This is a genomic window from Roseovarius azorensis (genome assembly GCF_900109455.1).
Lineage (GTDB): Bacteria > Pseudomonadota > Alphaproteobacteria > Rhodobacterales > Rhodobacteraceae > Roseovarius > Roseovarius azorensis.
The window spans coordinates 372,652-389,482 of the sequence record NZ_FOAG01000002.1; the positions used below are offsets into that span (position 1 = coordinate 372,652).

General features: G+C 63.1%; 16 protein-coding genes. 12 read left to right on the plus strand and 4 right to left on the minus strand.

Going from position 1 to position 16,831, the window contains the following annotated elements; all coding sequences use genetic code 11:
• Positions 1-65: 65 nt before the first annotated feature.
• Positions 66-1,292 (minus strand): argininosuccinate synthase, encoded by a 1,227-nt coding sequence (locus BSG08_RS05095; RefSeq protein WP_093033345.1) that lies wholly within the window; start codon positions 1,290-1,292, stop codon positions 66-68.
• 106 nt (positions 1,293-1,398) lie between these two features.
• Between BSG08_RS05095 and ilvA the strand changes: the two genes are divergently transcribed.
• From ilvA to BSG08_RS05125, 6 genes are all read left to right on the plus strand, one after another.
• Entirely contained in the window at positions 1,399-2,637 is a 1,239-nt protein-coding gene (gene ilvA, locus BSG08_RS05100; RefSeq protein WP_093033026.1) for a threonine ammonia-lyase IlvA, read from the plus strand.
• 154 nt (positions 2,638-2,791) lie between these two features.
• Positions 2,792-3,634: a DUF995 domain-containing protein gene (locus tag BSG08_RS05105; protein WP_175544694.1), complete on the plus strand. Its 843-nt coding sequence runs from the start codon at positions 2,792-2,794 to the stop codon at positions 3,632-3,634.
• A gap of 492 nt (positions 3,635-4,126) precedes the next feature.
• Positions 4,127-5,137 (plus strand): UDP-glucuronic acid decarboxylase family protein, encoded by a 1,011-nt coding sequence (locus BSG08_RS05110; RefSeq protein ID WP_093033032.1) that lies wholly within the window; start codon positions 4,127-4,129, stop codon positions 5,135-5,137.
• Complete coding sequence (galE, locus tag BSG08_RS05115) at positions 5,134-6,129, plus strand: UDP-glucose 4-epimerase GalE (RefSeq protein WP_093033035.1); 996 nt, start codon at positions 5,134-5,136, stop codon at positions 6,127-6,129. The genes BSG08_RS05110 and galE overlap by 4 nt, the downstream gene beginning before the upstream one ends.
• Complete coding sequence (locus tag BSG08_RS05120; RefSeq protein ID WP_093033037.1) at positions 6,113-7,909, plus strand: glycosyltransferase family 2 protein; 1,797 nt, start codon at positions 6,113-6,115, stop codon at positions 7,907-7,909. Before galE ends, BSG08_RS05120 begins: the two co-directional genes overlap by 17 nt.
• Before the next feature lie 45 nt (positions 7,910-7,954).
• The gene (locus BSG08_RS05125) at positions 7,955-8,833 is read left to right on the plus strand and encodes a glycoside hydrolase family 26 protein (RefSeq protein WP_139274535.1); all 879 of its coding nucleotides are present in this window, start codon (positions 7,955-7,957) and stop codon (positions 8,831-8,833) included.
• Positions 8,834-9,368: 535 nt separating this feature from the next.
• On the opposite strand, the gene BSG08_RS05135 is transcribed toward BSG08_RS05125, so the two are convergent.
• On the minus strand, positions 9,369-9,728 hold the full coding sequence (locus tag BSG08_RS05135; RefSeq protein ID WP_093033046.1) for an Hpt domain-containing protein: 360 nt from the start codon (positions 9,726-9,728) through the stop codon (positions 9,369-9,371).
• A gap of 167 nt (positions 9,729-9,895) precedes the next feature.
• Here BSG08_RS05135 and BSG08_RS05140 point away from each other — a divergent pair, with 167 nt between their 5' ends.
• A complete protein-coding gene (locus BSG08_RS05140; RefSeq protein ID WP_093033348.1) occupies positions 9,896-11,164 on the plus strand; it encodes a PP2C family protein-serine/threonine phosphatase in 1,269 nt (422 codons plus the stop codon).
• On the opposite strand, the gene BSG08_RS05145 is transcribed toward BSG08_RS05140, so the two are convergent.
• A complete protein-coding gene (locus BSG08_RS05145; protein WP_093033049.1) occupies positions 11,139-11,582 on the minus strand; it encodes an NUDIX hydrolase in 444 nt (147 codons plus the stop codon). The two genes, BSG08_RS05140 and BSG08_RS05145, sit on opposite strands and share 26 nt — an antisense overlap.
• Before the next feature lie 78 nt (positions 11,583-11,660).
• Between BSG08_RS05145 and hslO the strand changes: the two genes are divergently transcribed.
• From hslO to BSG08_RS05170, 5 genes are all read left to right on the plus strand, one after another.
• Positions 11,661-12,656, plus strand: coding sequence for an Hsp33 family molecular chaperone HslO (gene hslO, locus BSG08_RS05150; RefSeq protein ID WP_093033052.1), 996 nt, complete (start codon positions 11,661-11,663; stop codon positions 12,654-12,656).
• Complete coding sequence (locus BSG08_RS05155) at positions 12,646-13,248, plus strand: CoA pyrophosphatase (protein ID WP_093033055.1); 603 nt, start codon at positions 12,646-12,648, stop codon at positions 13,246-13,248. The genes hslO and BSG08_RS05155 overlap by 11 nt, the downstream gene beginning before the upstream one ends.
• Positions 13,245-14,390: a CCA tRNA nucleotidyltransferase gene (locus BSG08_RS05160; RefSeq protein WP_093033058.1), complete on the plus strand. Its 1,146-nt coding sequence runs from the start codon at positions 13,245-13,247 to the stop codon at positions 14,388-14,390. Before BSG08_RS05155 ends, BSG08_RS05160 begins: the two co-directional genes overlap by 4 nt.
• The gene (locus BSG08_RS05165; RefSeq protein ID WP_093033061.1) at positions 14,387-15,610 is read left to right on the plus strand and encodes a class I SAM-dependent RNA methyltransferase; all 1,224 of its coding nucleotides are present in this window, start codon (positions 14,387-14,389) and stop codon (positions 15,608-15,610) included. The genes BSG08_RS05160 and BSG08_RS05165 overlap by 4 nt, the downstream gene beginning before the upstream one ends.
• An 85-nt stretch (positions 15,611-15,695) precedes the next feature.
• Complete coding sequence (locus tag BSG08_RS05170) at positions 15,696-16,196, plus strand: L,D-transpeptidase family protein (protein ID WP_093033064.1); 501 nt, start codon at positions 15,696-15,698, stop codon at positions 16,194-16,196.
• Here BSG08_RS05170 and dalA read toward each other — a convergent pair whose 3' ends face one another.
• Positions 16,197-16,712 (minus strand): divisome-associated lipoprotein DalA, encoded by a 516-nt coding sequence (dalA, locus tag BSG08_RS05175; protein ID WP_093033067.1) that lies wholly within the window; start codon positions 16,710-16,712, stop codon positions 16,197-16,199.
• Between the last annotated feature and the right edge of the window lie 119 nt (positions 16,713-16,831).

Sequence of the window (16,831 nt, forward strand, 5' to 3'; positions counted from 1 at the left end):
CGTCAATCCGAAGGCGACCCCCGAAGTGGCGAAACCTCGGGGGCCGCCTTTGACCGCGCGGGTATCTACCCCCTGATCCGCCGGTTCCGCGCCGCCAGCAGTTTCAGCCGCAGTGCATTCAGCTGGATGAACCCCGCCGCGTCCTTCTGGTCATAGGCCCCGGCGTCATCCTCAAAGGTCACATGCGCCTCGGAATAGAGGCTGTGATCGGACCAGCGCCCGACGCAGGACACCGACCCCTTGTAGAGTTTCAGCCGCACCGTGCCGGTCACATTCTGCTGGCTGCGGTCGATGGCGGCCTGCAGCATCTCGCGCTCGGGGCTGAACCAGAACCCGTTATAGATCAGTTCCGCATAGCGCGGCATCAGCGAATCCTTCAGATGCCCCGATCCGCTGTCGAGCGTGATCTGCTCGATCCCGCGATGCGCCTCAAGCAGGATGGTGCCGCCCGGTGTCTCGTATATGCCGCGCGATTTCATGCCGACAAAGCGGTTTTCCACGAAATCGAGCCGACCGATACCATGCCTGCGGCCATGCTCGTTGAGCTGCGTCAGGATCGTGGCGGGGCTGAGCGCCTCGCCGTTGATCGCCACCGCATCGCCGCGCTCGAACGTCACCTCGATGAATTCCGGCGTGTCGGGCGCGTCCTCGGGGCGGACCGTGCGCTGATAGACGTAATCGGGCGCCATCTCTGCCGGATCTTCCAGAACGCGCCCCTCGGACGAGGTATGCAGCAGGTTGGCATCCACCGAAAACGGTGCCTCGCCACGCTTGTTCTTCGCGATCGGGATCTGGTTCTCCTCGGCAAAGGCGATCAGCTTGGTCCGGCTGGTCAGATCCCACAGCCGCCAGGGTGCGATCACCTTGATATCGGGGTTCAGCGCATAGGCCGCCAGTTCGAACCGCACCTGATCGTTGCCCTTGCCGGTCGCGCCATGCGCCACCGCATCGGCTCCGGTTTCGGCGGCAATCTCGACCAGGCGTTTGGAAATCAGCGGGCGGGCAATCGAGGTGCCCAGCAGATACAGCCCCTCATAGACCGCATTGGCGCGGAACATCGGAAAGACGAAATCGCGCACGAATTCCTCGCGCACATCCTCGATATAGATGTTCTCGGGCCTGATCCCCAGCAGTTCCGCCTTTTGCCGCGCCGGCTCCAGTTCCTCGCCCTGCCCCAGATCGGCGGTAAAAGTCACCACCTCACAGCCATATTCCGTCTGCAACCATTTCAGGATGATCGAGGTATCAAGCCCCCCGGAATAGGCCAGAACAACTTTCTTGGGCGCGGACATCTTGTTCCCCTTCGTGCCGATATCGCCAGCGCGCTTAGCGGGTTTTCGGGCGCGGGGCAAGGTCGACCCCTTGCCAGCGCGCGCCGATTCCGTCACTCAGACGGGCATGACCGAGTTTCAGCAAAACGCCCGCACCGCCGAGGCCGCCATGCGCGCCGTGTTCGAACCGACGCCGCTCCAGCGCAACGACCACCTGTCGGACCGCTACGGGGCCGAGATCCTGCTCAAGCGTGAGGATCTGACGCCGGTGCGCTCCTACAAGTTGCGCGGCGCGTTCAACGCCATGCGCAAGGTGCTGGCGGCGCGGCCCGAGACCACGCAATTCGTCTGCGCCAGTGCCGGCAATCACGCGCAGGGCGTGGCCTTCATGTGCCGCCATTTCGGGGTGCGGGGCGTGATCTTCATGCCGGTGACCACGCCACAGCAGAAAATCGGCAAGACCGGGATTTTTGGCGGCGATGCGGTCTCGATCCGCCTGACGGGGGATTATTTCGACGACACGCTCGCGGCGGCACAGGCCTATTGCGCGCAGGTGGGTGGGCATTTCCTGTCCCCTTTCGACGATGAGGACGTGATCGAGGGCCAGGCCAGCGTCGCCGTCGAGATCGAGGCGCAACTGGGCGGCCTGCCCGATCACCTGATCCTGCCGGTGGGCGGTGGTGGCCTCTCGGCGGGGGTGCGCAGCTATGTCGGGGATCGCGCCACGCTGACGCTGGTCGAACCCGCGGGCGGCGCGTGTCTCTCGGCGGCGCTCCGGGCCGGTCAGCCGGTGCGTCTCAACCACATCAACAACTTTGCCGATGGCGCGGCGGTGGCGCAGATCGGCGCGCGCACCTTTGCCCGGCTGGCGGATATCGACCCCGCACAGGCGCTGGTGATCGACGAGGATCGGCTCTGCACCACCATGCTCGAGATGCTCAACGTCGAGGGCGTGGTGCTGGAACCCGCCGGCGCGCTCGCCGTCGATGCGCTCAAGGACATGGGCGCATCCATCCGTGGCAGAACAGTCGTATGCGTCACCTCGGGCGGGAATTTCGATTTCGAACGCCTGCCAGAGGTCAAGGAACGTGCGCAGCGATTCTCGGGCGTCAAGAAATACTTTATCCTCCGCATGCCGCAACGCCCCGGCGCGCTGCGCGATTTCCTCGAGATTCTGGGGCCGGAGGACGATATCGCGCGGTTCGAATATCTCAAGAAATCGGCGCGCAATTTCGGCTCTGTCCTGATCGGGATCGAAACCACCCGCCCCGAGAATTTCACCCATATCCTTCAGAAACTGGACGCCGCCGGTTTCGATTACCGCGACATCACCCGTGACGAGGTGCTGGCCGAATTCCTGATCTAGGGCGCGGCTGCCCCCGGCCTGATCCGGCGCGCGATGGTTTCGATTGACCAAAACGGGTCCCGGCTACCTAAACTCAAGTCATATGATTTTGCGCAAGTTCGTATATAGTGAAAAATCTGTAATGGTAATTTGGACAGTTCCGGGTTTTGTCGCCATGAAAATTGATATCGTTATAGCAGCGTCAATCGTGTTGCTTCTGGGAAGCAACACTGCTTCTGCAAATTCACTGCCGAAGCCGTATCAAAAGGCGGAAGGCCAGGAAATTGCGCTACTCTTTTCCGGAAAAACCTGGAAATGGCCTGACGGCCACGCCTATTTCGGGCAAGACGGGACATTCCAGGCCGCCGTCGGACTCGAAGAGAGCGCGGAAGGAAAATGGGTCGTCCATTCGACGGGCAAGCTGTGTTTCGACGCTGTCTGGCGCACCCAGGCAACAAGTCAACCGACCAGAAAATGCTGGCAACATGTTGTCGATGACAGGGGTCAACTCTGGCAGGCGCCGGTGAGCGGAAGCGGAATGCGGGCCGACTGGAACATCTTTGATCCTGAAGAGCAACTGGTTCAGGGGAATATCCACAAACCCGATTTCGACATCGCCAGCGGAAAGGAACAGGGCCTGTCGCTGAAGCGCATCGACGCGCAAGAGGTTGCCCGGATGTATTTCGGCAAAACCTGGAGATGGGAGGATGGGCACGCCTACTTTGGCAACAATGGCGCCCTGACTGCGACCGCGGAAAACAACTCTGTCGGCGAAGGAAAATGGTATGTGACCGGCAAGGGCGAACTGTGCATCGAAGCCAGGTGGAGCAGTGCGAACTATGACAGTGTTGACAACAAACGCTGCTGGGCGCACGCCGGCGATAACAGCGCACGGATATGGCAAACGCCCACCAGCGACATGCGCGCATGGCATGTGTTTGAACCGGGGAAGAACCTGATCAACGGCAATCCCTATGCGCGGCGTTTCACGCATCTCAAACGCAAATCCGACGGATGAGTTGAGGCGCGATATCCTGTTTGACTCATACCCGCCTCTTGCACGCCACCAATGGCCCCGAATCCGGCGCAAAATCCGCCAAGCCATTCCGAAATAATAACTTTTCCTTGATCAATGTCCTGTCGGACAGATAGGCGGCTTGACCGCCCGTCATTCAGGGCGTCACCCGAATCATCTGTGCGGCATGGCCGCGTGTGATGACGTCGTTTGCGCGTTGACATCAGTTTTGGCAATCCCCGGTTGTGCCCCTCATGGGCAGCTATCTCCTATTGATAACTAATAGTATGCACAGCGCCACACTGTGTCCAAAAAGTGTTCAAAAAGTGTCTAGTAGTTGACAGAATTGCGCAAGCGGGCCGTAATGTATCCATTAACGCGTTGTTAGCGATGATTTTTCTGTGATGGCGGTGAGTTCAATACCTGGGCCAAATTACGGGCAATTTGTGACCAAGGCCACCAGTATCACTGAATTTGTTGCTGGGGAAATGGGTCATGAATACGATTTCTGTAAAGCGGCCATCCTTCTCGGGTGTGGCCAGAATAAAGACGATAGTGATTGCTGGTGGCGCGGGCTTTGTCGGCTCGCATCTTTGCGAAAGATTTATCAACCAGGGCCACAGGGTTGTCTGCGTGGACAACCTGCAGACAGGGTCGCGGGACAATATCGCGTCCCTTCTGGCGCATCACGACTTCCGGTTCGTACTGCATGACGTGACCGCGCCGCTTGCACTGGATGGGCCGGTTCATGAAATCTACAATATGGCTTGTACGGCGTCACCGCCACGCTATCAGCTGGACCCGATCCACACATTCCGCACCTGCACCGACGGCGCGATGAACCTGTTGAATCTGGCGCGGGACAAGGGCGCAAAAGTCCTGTTGTCCTCAACCTCCGAAGTTTACGGCGACCCCGAGATCAGCTTGCAGCACGAGGGGTATCGCGGCAACGTCAACACCTGTGGCCCGCGTGCCTGCTATGACGAGGGCAAGCGCGCCGCCGAAACCCTGTTCTGGGAATATGGCGCGCATCTGGGTGTTCAAACCCGCATTGCGCGCATCTTCAACACATATGGCCCGCGCATGCACCCCGATGATGGCCGCGTGGTGTCGAACTTTATCGTGCAGGCGCTGCGGGGTCAGGATCTGACAATCTATGGCAACGGGTCACAGACGCGGTCGTTCTGCTACATCGACGATCTGGTCGACGGGCTGATCGCGCTGATGGCCTCGGACGAAAAGATGCCTGTCAACCTCGGGAATCCCGATGAATTCACCATGCTGGAACTGGCGCGCAAGGTGCTGGACAAGACCGGCGCCAGCGTCGGCCTGATCAACCAGCCTCTGCCGCAGGACGACCCGCGCCAGCGCCGCCCCGACATCAGTCGCGCAGCCGAACTGTTGGGTTGGGCGCCCAAGGTCGCGCTGGATCAGGGGCTTGACCTGACGATCCGCTGGTTCTGGTCGGTTCTCAACGCGCAGAGCGTGGAGGCGCGCGTGTCATGACGACCGCGCCGACAGTCCTTGTGACCGGCGGCGCGGGCTTTATCGGTTCACACACCTGCAAGCTGCTGCGGGCGTCGGGCTACAGACCCGTCGCCTTTGACAATCTGACCACCGGGCGATCCGAGAACGCGCGCTTTGGCCCCTTGGTGCGCGGCGACCTGCGCGATACCGCGGCGGTTCAGACCGCGCTGACGGATCACGGTGCCGTGGCTGTCATGCATTTCGCGGCCAGCGCCTATGTCGGCGACAGCATGCGCGATCCGCTGGCCTATTATGACAATAACGTCGGGGGCATGGCGTCGCTGCTGCGGGCGATGCAGGGCTCGGGCGTGACACGGATCGTGTTTTCCTCAAGCTGCGCCACCTACGGCGTGCCCGCGCATCTGCCGATCACCGAAGACAGCCCGCAAAACCCGATCAACCCCTATGGCCGGACCAAGCTGATCGGCGAACAGATGCTGACCGATCAGGCGGCGGCGCATGGGCTGGATCATGTCGCGCTGCGGTATTTCAACGCCGCCGGGGCCGATCCCGAGGGCGAACTGGGCGAATTTCACGATCCCGAAACCCACCTGATCCCGCTGGCGCTGATGGCCGCATCGGGGCGGGGGGGCGCCCTGTCGGTTTTCGGCACCGATTATCCGACGCCCGACGGCACCTGCATCCGCGACTATATCCATGTTCACGACCTGGCGCGCGCGCATGTGCTGGCGCTGCGGTACCTGCTGGACGGCGGAGCGCCGCTGCGGCTCAACCTCGGATCCGGTGAGGGCCTGTCGATCCGCCAGATCATCGCCGCCATCGAGCGGCTGACCGGACGCCCGCTGCCGGTAACCTTTCAGGACCGCCGCGCGGGCGATCCCCCGGTTCTGACCGCCGATCCGTCGCTGGCGCGACAAAGGCTTGGCTTTCAGACCGAACTGTCAGAGATCGACACCATCCTGTGCCACGCCGCACCCTGGTTCGGAATCGCCCATGTCCGCGCCGCATGACATCACCCCGCTGCTGGCGCCCGTCTTTTCAGGAAAGCGGCGGGTCCGGTATCTCGCGCTTGTTGCGCTCTGGCTTGTAGCTGCCATCTGGTTCTGGGTGTGGTGGCTGAACCCCGCCCATGTGATCGAGCCTCTGCGCTACTGGACAGTGACGGGGCTGCTCGGCTGGATCACCTTTCTGCAAGGCTATTTCGTGGTGTTCCTGATGCGCGCGGTGCGGCCCAACGGACCGGACCCGCAGCCCGGCCAATACCGCGTCGCAATGATCACGACCAAAACCCCGGCAGAGCCGTTTTCGGTCGCCCGCCGCACGCTTGAGGCGATGCTGACACAGGATTATCCGCATGACACATGGCTCGCTGACGAAGACCCCGACGCGGAAACCCTGAACTGGTGCGCCGCCAACGGCGTCAGGATCTGCACCCGCAAGGGGGTTGCCGCCTATCACCGCCCCGTCTGGCCGCGTCGGACACGCTGCAAGGAAGGCAACCTTGCCTATTTCTACGACCATCACGGTTATGAGAACTACGATATCGTCAGCCAGCTCGATACCGACCATGTGCCCCAGCCCGGTTATCTGCGCGAAATCCTGCGCCCCTTCGCCGATCCGACCGTGGGCTATGTCAGCGCGCCGTCGATCTGCGCGTCGAACGCGCCCGACAACTGGGCCGCGCGGATGCGGCTGGATACCGAAGGCGCGTTTCACGGCATCCTGCAGGCGGGCTATTCCAATGGCTTTGCACCGATGTGCATCGGGTCGCATTATGCCGTGCGCACGGTGGCGCTGAAACAGGTTGGCGGTCTGGGCCCGGAACTGGCCGAAGATCATTCAACCACGATGATCCTGAATGCGGGCGGATGGCGCGGGGTCCATGCGATCGACGCGATCGCCGTGGGCGACGGACCGGCCAGCGTGGCCGATATGGTCACGCAGGAATTTCAATGGTCACGGTCCCTGGTGACGCTGCTGTTGCAGCACACGCACCGCTACCTGCCCGGCCTGCCGTTGCGGCTCAAGGCGCAATTCCTGTTCTGCCAGGCGCTCTATCCGATCCTCGCGCTGACCTATCTGGCGATGTATCTGATCCCGATCCTCGCGGTGGTGTTCGATTTCCGCTATGCGATGGTCACCTTTCCCGACTATCTGGCGCACGCCCTGCCACCGATCGGGGCGCTGATGCTGATCGCCATCTCCTTGCGGCTGGACCACAGTTTTCGCCCCACCAATGCCCGCGTGATAAGTTGGGAAAGAATCCTGTTCATCATGGTGCAATGGCCCTGGGTGCTCTGGGGCAGCATCATGGCGGTGCGCGACACGCTCGCCGGCGGCTTTGTCGACTTTCGCATCACGCCCAAGGGCGAGGCCGCGAAAGGGCGCTTGCCGCTCAAGGTGTTGACGGTCAACGGGGTACTGGCCGCCGGCTGCATACTGCCGGTCCTGCTGATCAATGACGTGCAGGAGGCACAGGGCTTCTACCTGCTTACGCTTTTCGCCGGTTGCCTCTATACACTGGCACTGGCGATGACGGTGATCCGCCACGTTACCGAGAACGGTTTTCGCTATATCGGCACCTGGCGGGACGGGCTGGTGCAGGGGGCGTTGGTTGCCGGGCTGATCGCCCTTCTGAGTCAGTCTCTCGTGCTGCGGGCCGCCGAAAGCACCTATGCTCTTGCGATTGGCCTCGAACGGCTGGAGATTGTCGGAATACGCAGCCGTGTGGCGGGCGCGGGCGCGGGCGCGGGTGAGATCGATTATTTCTTCAAACTGTCGTTGCGATGATGGAGACTCTCGTCGTAAAGGTTTGGAATGTGAGGAGAAAAAGGTATGCGTTGCAATAGGTTTATCCAGATGGCCGCCGTGGCGTGGCTGATCGTCACCCCCGTTTTCGCCGCGCCCCCCGGCACATTGCCATTCGGCGCCTATGACCCGGACGGCGATTTTTCCGACGATCCGGACCTCACGATCGAACATCTCTTCATGCCGTGGGAGGACGTGAACCTGAGCACGCTGGTTGATGCCGACAACTATGCGCTCGAACGCAACCGCGCACTGTTCATCACCGTCGAGCCCTGGACCTGGAGCCGCGACGAACGCAACACCGCCGAGTTTCTGCGCAACGGGATCAAGGGCGGCTATTATGACGCCAACATGCGCAGCATCTGTCGCGTGATCGGAACGCTGCAAAGCCCGATTTCGGTGCGCTGGGGCCACGAGATGGAGGTTAACGACGGTCAGTTCATCTGGGCGGCGTGGACTCCGGCCGACTACATCGCGGCCTACCGCCGGATGATAGAAATCTGCCGCGCCGAAGCACCAAGAATCAACGCCGTCTGGTCGCCCCTGGGCGAGGAAGGCATGGCTGACTATTATCCGGGTGACGACTACGTCGATCTGGTGGGGCTGTCGATTTTTGGCTACGAACCGTGGGAACGCGCGACATTCGGCGAACCCCGCACCTTCGCGGAAATCCTGACCGAACGTTATGATCGGGCGGCGGTCTTCAACAAGCCGGTCGTGGTCGTCGAACTGGGCTATTCAGGCAGCGCGGACTATGTCGCCCAGTGGGAAAACTCGGTGCGCCTGCCACGCCCGACGATGGAGCAGCTGGTCGGTGTGATCTACTTCAACCAGAAAGAGGTCTATCCTTGGCCCGATGGATTCGGATTTCCCGATTGGCGGCTGGAATACCGCGAACTGGAATAGTACATATCCGCAGGCCACGGAATCGCCTCAAAGGCGGCGCACTCACGTCCTATTGATTTGCTTAACCTTCAGAAGGGCGGCTTAAAGCCGTCTGCACTCAAGTAGGTTGAGCATATGAGAAAATCGCGCTTTACAGCTGTCCGCAGCGCATCCTTGTCGGCCATAATCTTGGCCATGACAGTGTCCCCGCTGGCCGGTAGCGGGGCCAACTCGGGCAAACGCATTCCCAAACCGACCGTCGTCTCTTTCGACTGGCACGCCAACCGCGCGCCCGTGGTTCAGGATCAGGCCCGGTCAAACGCCCGCGCACAACGTCAGGCTGTAGCCCTGACATGGGGTAACAGCAATTGGGTTTGCTCCCCCGCCGGTTTTGGCCAGCGGTCGTCCTGCTATAGCCGCTAGTCACCGAACCCATAAATCCTCCGCCAGATGCATATTGCTGCGCGCGACCGGGAGTGCCTCCGTGCTTGTCGTGCCGGCGATTACAGCGTAGAAGCGTTTGATATAATTTCACAATCGCTATTGCATGTCGCAATCAACCCACTCCGACCCGGCCCTGACCCGGATTTTCGCGCGCCTGTCGCAAACCTTCCATGAAGGCGGTTCTTGACGCCTCGTAACAGCGCAGCAGCCCGGTCAGATCGACAGCATCGCCCTGCCCCGATGCGGCGGCGATTTCGCCCTGGTGGCACAGGCCAGAGAATTCAGAAAAACCGAGGTTGAGCGCGCTGCCCCTGAGAAAATGGAGTTGCTCCTCCGGGTCATGCCCGTCCGGCAAATCGCGCAACCTGCCGATTGCTGCATCTACCTCATCGAGAAACAGGTCAACCACCTCGTCAAAGGCATCCGCGCCGATTTCAACGCGCAATTGCTGAACGTGGTTCCAGTCGATCATCCCGTGGTCTCCATCCGCGTCTGATCATCCGCATGATCGCCTGAAAAGGCGTTAACAGACACCCGAAGGCACGATGAAGATTGCGGCGAATTTTAGCATTCACCAGCCGTTAAGATTTGCCCGCCTAATCCATCGGGATGGTGCGGGGGGTGGCTGCGGTGCGGGCGATGACAGGGCAGGAGGTGCAAACGGATGCGGGCGGCGCGGTGATCCGCCGGGTGCTCGTGGTGGATGACAGCCGCCTTCAGCGCCGCATCCTCATTGCCTTGCTGCAACGCTGGGGGTTCGAGGTGCAAGAGGCTGCCTCGGGCGATGACGCGCAGCGCCTGTGCCGCGAGGCGCCGCCGGATCTGGTGATGAGCGACTGGATGATGCCGGGCCTGAACGGTCTTGAATTCTGTCGTGAATTCAGACGGATGCCGCGCGACAGCTATGGCTATTTCATCCTGCTCACCTCCAAGAGCGACAAGGAAGAGGTGGCGCTGGGCCTGGATGCGGGGGCGGATGATTTCCTGACCAAGCCGGTCGATCCCGCCGAACTGCGCGCCCGGATCGCCGCCGGTGAACGCATCCTGCGGATGGAACGCGAGCTGACCGCCAAGAACCGCCTGATCAAGTCCACGCTGGACGAATTGCAGATGCTCTATGATTCGCTCGACAACGACCTGATAGAGGCAAAGAAACTGCAGCAATCGCTGGTCAGCGAGCGTCATCGCGATTTCGGCCCGGCGGCGGTGTCGCTCATGCTGCAATCCTCGGGCCATGTCGGCGGCGATCTGGTGGGCACGTTTCCGATCGGCGAAAACCGGATCGGCCTTTACGGTATCGACGTGTCCGGCCACGGTATCAGTTCGGCGCTGATGACGGCGCGGCTGGCCGGCTATCTGTCGGCCGCCGTGCCGGAACACAACCTTGCCCTGCGCAGGACGGATGATGGCGGGCTTGACGCCCGCCCACCCGCCGAAGTGCTGGGCCTGCTCAACCGCCTGATGATGTCAGAGATCGAAACCGAGCATTACTTTACCATCGTTCTGGCCAATGCCGATCTGGCCACGGGCCGGATCATCATCGCGCAGGCGGGTCATCCGTATCCGGCGCTGCAACGCGCCAGCGGTGCTGTGGAATTCGTCGGGCACGGCGGTCTGCCCGTCGGCCTGATCGACGACGCGCAATTCGACGAGTTCGAGGTGATGATGTCCCCCGGTGACCGGCTGCTGATCCATTCCGACGGTGTGACCGAATGCGCCGACCGCGACGGGGCGCTGCTGGATGACGAGGGGCTGGCCGGGATAATGCGCAACCTGCGCCAGACCCGTGGCATGGCGTTTCTGGAATCGCTGATGTGGAAACTGTCGGAGTTCGCGGGCGACGCCGATTTCAACGACGATATTTCCGGCGTTCTGCTCGAATTCAGGCCCAGCCCGATTCCCGGTTGACGAAATGCCGGTCCCCGGCGTTGCCCAGATCGCGCGCCGCCCGCTCCGGCGTGATCCAGACCGCGCGATGCCCCGGCTCTGACGGCGGACCCATCTCGCGCACCGGATGCGCCCGGTAGATGATGCACAGCTTTTCCGCCCAGAGCCGGTATTCCGGCATATAGGTAAACCGCCGGAACACGCCCAGCCGTCTTGGCTGTGCGATGACCCATCCGGTTTCCTCGAACACCTCGCGATGCAGCGCCCGCAGCGGCGATTCGCCCGGATCAATCCCGCCGCCGGGCAGTTGCAATTCCGGCACCGGCTCTGACTGATGCGTCACCAGAATCTGCCGCCCGCGCGGCAGGATTGCATAGACACCGGGCCGCAGACGATAGCGGATGCCCGGTCTTGGCGCCTCTCCGAACCGTCTGATCATGCCCCGCCCCTCTTGGACCGTGTCTTGCCCTGCCTATATACTCGCGATATGCCAAACCAAGGCACCAAAGGAAACCCCATGACTCTCGGCCAGAAAATCGCGTGGGATGACACGATCCTGCCGTTCCAGCTTGACACTGCGGACATCCGTGGGCGCGTCGCGCGCCTTGACGGGGTGCTCGACGGCATCCTGAAACAGCATGATTACCCTATGCAGGTCGAGGCGCTGATCGCGGAAATGGCCCTGCTGACCGCGCTCATCGGCCAGGCGATCAAGCTGCGCTGGAAACTCTCGCTTCAGGTTCAGTCGCGCGGCCCGGTGCGGATGATCGCGACCGATTACTACGGCCCCTCTGCCGAGGGCGAACCGGCCCGCATGCGCGCCTATGCCAGTTTCGACCGCGCCCGCCTGTCCGACGCCCGCCCCTTCGACCATCTGGGCGAGGGGTATTTCGCCGTGCTCATCGACCAGGGCGAGGGGACCACACCCTATCAGGGCATCACGCCCATCGCAGGTTCCGCGCTCAGGCACTGCGCCGAGGCCTATTTCGCCCAGTCCGAACAACTGCCCACCCGCTTCGCCCTCAGCTTTGGCAAATCGACCGAGGCAGGCGGCATTGAGCATTGGCGCGCGGGCGGCGTGATGCTGCAACATATGCCCAAGGCTTCGCCCTTTGCCACCGGTGGCGGATCGGGCGAGGGCGGGCTGCTGGCGGCGCGGGATATCGTCGGCGGCGCGGATGCCGAGAACTGGTCCCGCGCCAATCTGCTGCTCGATACGGTCGAGGATCTGGAACTGATCGGCCCGTCGGTCGCGCCCACCGATCTGCTGGTGCGCCTGTTTCACGAGGAGGGGCCGCGCGTGTTCGACCTTCAGGCGGTGCGTTTCGGCTGCACCTGCTCCGAGGAGCGCGTGCGCAACAGCCTGTCGATCTATTCCGCCAGGGACATCCAGACGATGACCACCGCCGACGGGATCGTGACCGCCGATTGCCAGTTCTGCGGCGCTCATTACCGGCTGGATCCGGCGACCGTGGGCTTTGATGCGCCGGAGGGGTCCGGTGATGGCGACTGATCCGCTCGACCGGATTCTCGCGGCGCTGGGCGATGCGCGCACGGGCTCTTCCGACTATGACCTCAACCCCGGCGTCATCCTGCCGCCGGGGCGCAAGCTGCGCGCAGCCGGGGTGCTCGTGCCGGTGCTGTGCGGCCATGGCCCGGCGCGGGTGATCCTGACCAAACGCTCCTCCGCGCTCAAGCATCATCCCGGCCAGATCGCCTTTCCGGGTGGCAAGCAGGATGCGCAGGATCCGGACATCACCGCAACCGCCCTGCGCGAGGCGTCCGAGGAAATCGGTCTGGATCCCGGCAATGTCGAGGTGCTCGGATACCTGCCCAAACATGAAACCGTCACCGGCTTTGACGTAACGCCTGTTATGGCGCGGGTGCATGCCCCGTTTCAGCCCCGCGCCCAGGCTGGCGAGGTCGATGAGGTGTTTGACGTGCCGCTGGCGCATCTGCTCGATCCGGGCCGGTTCAGGGTCGAAAAACGTCTCTGGCGCGGGAACTGGCGGCATTATTACACCGTGCCTTTCGGCCCCTACTACATCTGGGGCGCCACCGCGCGCATCCTGCGCAGCATGGCGGATCTGGCGGGCCCGCGATGAAGATCACCGGCGACTGGATCACGGCCCGGCCCACCCAGAGTGTTTGCGCCATGCTGACCGGCGCGGGGCACCAGGCGCTCTTTGTCGGCGGCTGCGTGCGCAATGCGGTGCTGGGCGCGCCGGTGGGCGACATCGACATCGCCACCGACGCGCGGCCCGAACGGGTGATCGAACTTGCCGGGGCGGCGGGGCTGAAACCTGTGCCGACCGGGCTGGAACATGGCACGATCACCGTGGTTTCGGATCACATCCCACACGAGGTAACGACGTTCCGCAAGGATGTGCAGACCTTTGGCCGCCACGCGGTCGTGGCCTTTGCCGACGACCTGCCCGCCGATGCCCGCCGCCGCGATTTCACCATGAACGCGCTCTACGCACAGCCCGACGGCACGCTCATCGACCCGCTGGGCGGTCTCGACGACCTGCACGCCCGCCGCGTGCGCTTCATCGAGGATCCGGCACAGCGCATCCGCGAGGATTACCTGCGCATCCTGCGCTTTTTCCGCTTTCATGCCTGGTATGGCGATGCCGGAAATGGCCTCGACGCCGAGGGGCTTGCCGCCTGTGCCACCAATCTCGACGGGCTGGCCACGCTGTCGCGCGAGCGCGTGGGCGGCGAGATGCTCAAGCTGCTTGATGCCCCCGATCCGGCCCCTTCGGTCGCGGCGATGCAGGCGGCGGGCGTGCTGCACGCTGTTCTGCCGGGGGCCGATGTGCGCGCGCTGGCCCCCCTTGTTCACCTGGAATCAGAGACGAACACGGCCCCGGAGCCGCTTCGCCGCCTTGCCTCGCTGGGCGGTCGGGATGTTGCAGACCGCCTGCGCCTCTCGAAACCGCAGGCCAGACGCCTGGCGCTCCTGCGCGAGATGCCGACAGGCACGATGCTGGCCCCGGAACTGGGTTATCGCCATGGCACGACCGACGGGGCGGACATCCTCCTGCTGCGTGCGGCGCTGCTGGAAACCCCGCTCGCGCCCGATATGCAGGACGATCTGGCGCGCGGCGCCGCTGCCCGTTTTCCCGTTGCTGCCGCCGATCTGATGCCCGGTCTCAGCGGCCCGGCGCTGGGGCAGCGGCTGGCGGACCTGGAACGCCGCTGGATCGCTTCGGGCTTTTCCCTCACCCGCGAGGATCTGCTCTGAGCGATCACGTCATCACCCGCCTCGGTCATCAGGGCGACGGCATCGCCGATGGGCCGCTCTTTGCGCCGCTGACGCTGCCCGGCGAGGTGGTGACCGGCACGCGCACCGGCCAGACGCTGACCGATATCCGCATCCTGACCCCCTCGCCTGATCGCGTTACCCCGCCCTGCCGTCATTTCAGATCCTGCGGCGGCTGCCAGTTGCAACATGCCTCGGACGGATTTCTCGCCGCCTGGAAGCAGGAGGTTGTCAGAACTGCGCTCGCCGCGCACGGGATCAGCGCCGATTTTCACCCGATCCACACGTCTCCACCGCAATCGCGTCGCCGCGCCACCCTGGCTGTCCGCCGCACGAAAAAGGGCGCGATGGCGGGATTTCACGTGCGCACCTCCGATACGATCATCGAGATCCCGGATTGCAGACTGCTGCATCCCGACCTGATGCGCGCCCTGCCCGTGGCCTGCGATCTGGCGCTGGCGGGGGCCAGCCGCAAGAGCGGGATCTCCGCGACGGCGACGCTCTCGGTCGCCGGGCTCGATATCGCGGTGACCGGAGGCAAGCCGCTTGACTGCCCGCTGCGCATCTCGCTGGCCGGGCTGGCGCAGCGGCACGATCTGGCGCGACTTGCCTGGGATGACGAGGTGGTCGTCACCCTGCGCGCGCCGGAACAACTGTTCGGCAGCGCCCGCGTGACCCCACCGCCGGGTGCCTTCCTGCAGGCGACGGCCGAGGGCGAATCCGCGCTTTTGGCCGAAACAGAGACTATTCTGGCCGGAGCAAGGCGGATCGTGGATCTGTTCGCCGGCTGCGGCACCTTTGCCCTGCCGCTGGCGCGCGGCGCAGAGGTTCACGCGGTCGAGGGTGACGCCGCGATGACGGATGCGCTCGACCGTGGCTGGCGCAAGGCCCAGGGACTCAAGACCGTCACCACCGAGGTGCGCGATCTCTTCCGCCGCCCGCTTCTGTCCGATGAACTGTCACGCTTTGACGCCGCCGTCATCGACCCGCCGCGCGCCGGGGCAGAGGCGCAGATCGCCACCCTTGCCCGCGCCCGCCTGCCCCGGATCGCCTATGTCTCCTGCAACCCGGCGACCTTCGCGCGCGATGCGAAAACCCTGCTGTCGCATGGCTATGCGATGGGTCCGGTGCGTGTCGTCGATCAGTTCCGCTGGTCGGCGCATGTAGAACTGGTGACGGGCTTTGCGTTGACGCCTGCGTGATCCGCCAAAAAAACGCTACCGGGACAGGCGCGATCCGGTGTAGAATCATCGCAAAAGAATTCTGGGCAGTGAAACGGCAAACCACATGATACTGACACGACGCTTCATGCTTCTGGCGGGAATTTCCGCGCTTGCGGGCTGCGATACCAATTCGAAGTTCCGCACCTACAGAGGCCCCGAGGTGACGCGCATCATCGTCAACAAGGGCGCGCGCGAAATGCACCTGATGCACCACGACCGTCCGCTGAAATCCTACCGGGTCGAGCTTGGCTTTGCCCCCGAGGGACACAAGCAGTTCGAGGGCGATGGCAAGACGCCCGAGGGCGAATATTTTATCGACAGGCGCAATCCGAACAGCTCTTTTCATCTCTCGCTGGGGATATCCTATCCGAATGAGGCGGATATCGCCTATGCTCAGGCGATGGGCATGGAACCCGGCGGCGACATCTTCATCCATGGCGAGCCGAACGTGCTCGCCTTTCTCAGCCCCGACTGGACGGCGGGCTGCATTTCCGTCACCAACCGTGAGATGGAGGATATCTACGCCATGGTGCGCGACGGCACGCCGATCACGCTCAATGCGTGATCAGCCGCCCACAACCATCGTCCACCAGATCTTGCCGTTCGGATCCTGCTCCCAGGCAAAGCCCATTCTGCGCGCCTCGGGCGACAGGATCACGCGCCGCGTGCCCGGATCTTCCATCCAGGCGGCCAGCGTTTCCAGTTCGGTCTCGTAGGTTTCCGAAATCGTCTCGCCCACCAGCGTGCCGGGATAGCCAACCCGGCGCACCCGGTCCAGCGGCGAAGAACCGTCAGAGCCGAAATGCCAAGGCCGGTTCTGCGCCGACATGTCCCGCGCATGGGTGGCCGCGGCGGCGGTCAGCTGCGAATCCAGCTCGACCGGCGCCTGACCGGCGGCCTGACGCAGGGTGTTTACCGAATCCAGCATGCGGAACCGGATTTCCGAGGTCTGTCCCGGACCGATACGGTAGACCCGCGGTAGCGGTCTGCCGTCCGCGCCCAGTTGCGGCGGTGGTGGTGGCGCAGCACAGGCCGCCACAACCAGCATAACAGGGAACAGAAATCCAAATAGACGCGCCATAATGCCAACTCATCCGATATTGTTGCGGCTCCCGCTTTAGCCCGGCTTTCGATCCGTGACAAACCCGCATGCGCATATCTTTGCCACAATGGGGCCGTTTGAATTGCGACTGCGTCCTT

Excerpts from the sequence above, each read along its gene's own strand:
- BSG08_RS05095 (WP_093033345.1), bottom strand. The coding sequence starts at position 1,292 with ATGTCCGCGCCCAAGAAAGTTGTTCTGGCCTATTCCGGGGGGCTTGAT.
- ilvA (WP_093033026.1), top strand. The coding sequence starts at position 1,399 with ATGACCGAGTTTCAGCAAAACGCCCGCACCGCCGAGGCCGCCATGCGC.
- BSG08_RS05105 (WP_175544694.1), top strand. The coding sequence starts at position 2,792 with ATGAAAATTGATATCGTTATAGCAGCGTCAATCGTGTTGCTTCTGGGA.
- BSG08_RS05110 (WP_093033032.1), top strand. The coding sequence starts at position 4,127 with ATGAATACGATTTCTGTAAAGCGGCCATCCTTCTCGGGTGTGGCCAGA.
- galE (WP_093033035.1), top strand. The coding sequence starts at position 5,134 with ATGACGACCGCGCCGACAGTCCTTGTGACCGGCGGCGCGGGCTTTATC.
- BSG08_RS05120 (WP_093033037.1), top strand. The coding sequence starts at position 6,113 with ATGTCCGCGCCGCATGACATCACCCCGCTGCTGGCGCCCGTCTTTTCA.
- BSG08_RS05125 (WP_139274535.1), top strand. The coding sequence starts at position 7,955 with ATGCGTTGCAATAGGTTTATCCAGATGGCCGCCGTGGCGTGGCTGATC.
- BSG08_RS05135 (WP_093033046.1), bottom strand. The coding sequence starts at position 9,728 with ATGATCGACTGGAACCACGTTCAGCAATTGCGCGTTGAAATCGGCGCG.
- BSG08_RS05140 (WP_093033348.1), top strand. The coding sequence starts at position 9,896 with ATGACAGGGCAGGAGGTGCAAACGGATGCGGGCGGCGCGGTGATCCGC.
- BSG08_RS05145 (WP_093033049.1), bottom strand. The coding sequence starts at position 11,582 with ATGATCAGACGGTTCGGAGAGGCGCCAAGACCGGGCATCCGCTATCGT.
- hslO (WP_093033052.1), top strand. The coding sequence starts at position 11,661 with ATGACTCTCGGCCAGAAAATCGCGTGGGATGACACGATCCTGCCGTTC.
- BSG08_RS05155 (WP_093033055.1), top strand. The coding sequence starts at position 12,646 with ATGGCGACTGATCCGCTCGACCGGATTCTCGCGGCGCTGGGCGATGCG.
- BSG08_RS05160 (WP_093033058.1), top strand. The coding sequence starts at position 13,245 with ATGAAGATCACCGGCGACTGGATCACGGCCCGGCCCACCCAGAGTGTT.
- BSG08_RS05170 (WP_093033064.1), top strand. The coding sequence starts at position 15,696 with ATGATACTGACACGACGCTTCATGCTTCTGGCGGGAATTTCCGCGCTT.
- dalA (WP_093033067.1), bottom strand. The coding sequence starts at position 16,712 with ATGGCGCGTCTATTTGGATTTCTGTTCCCTGTTATGCTGGTTGTGGCG.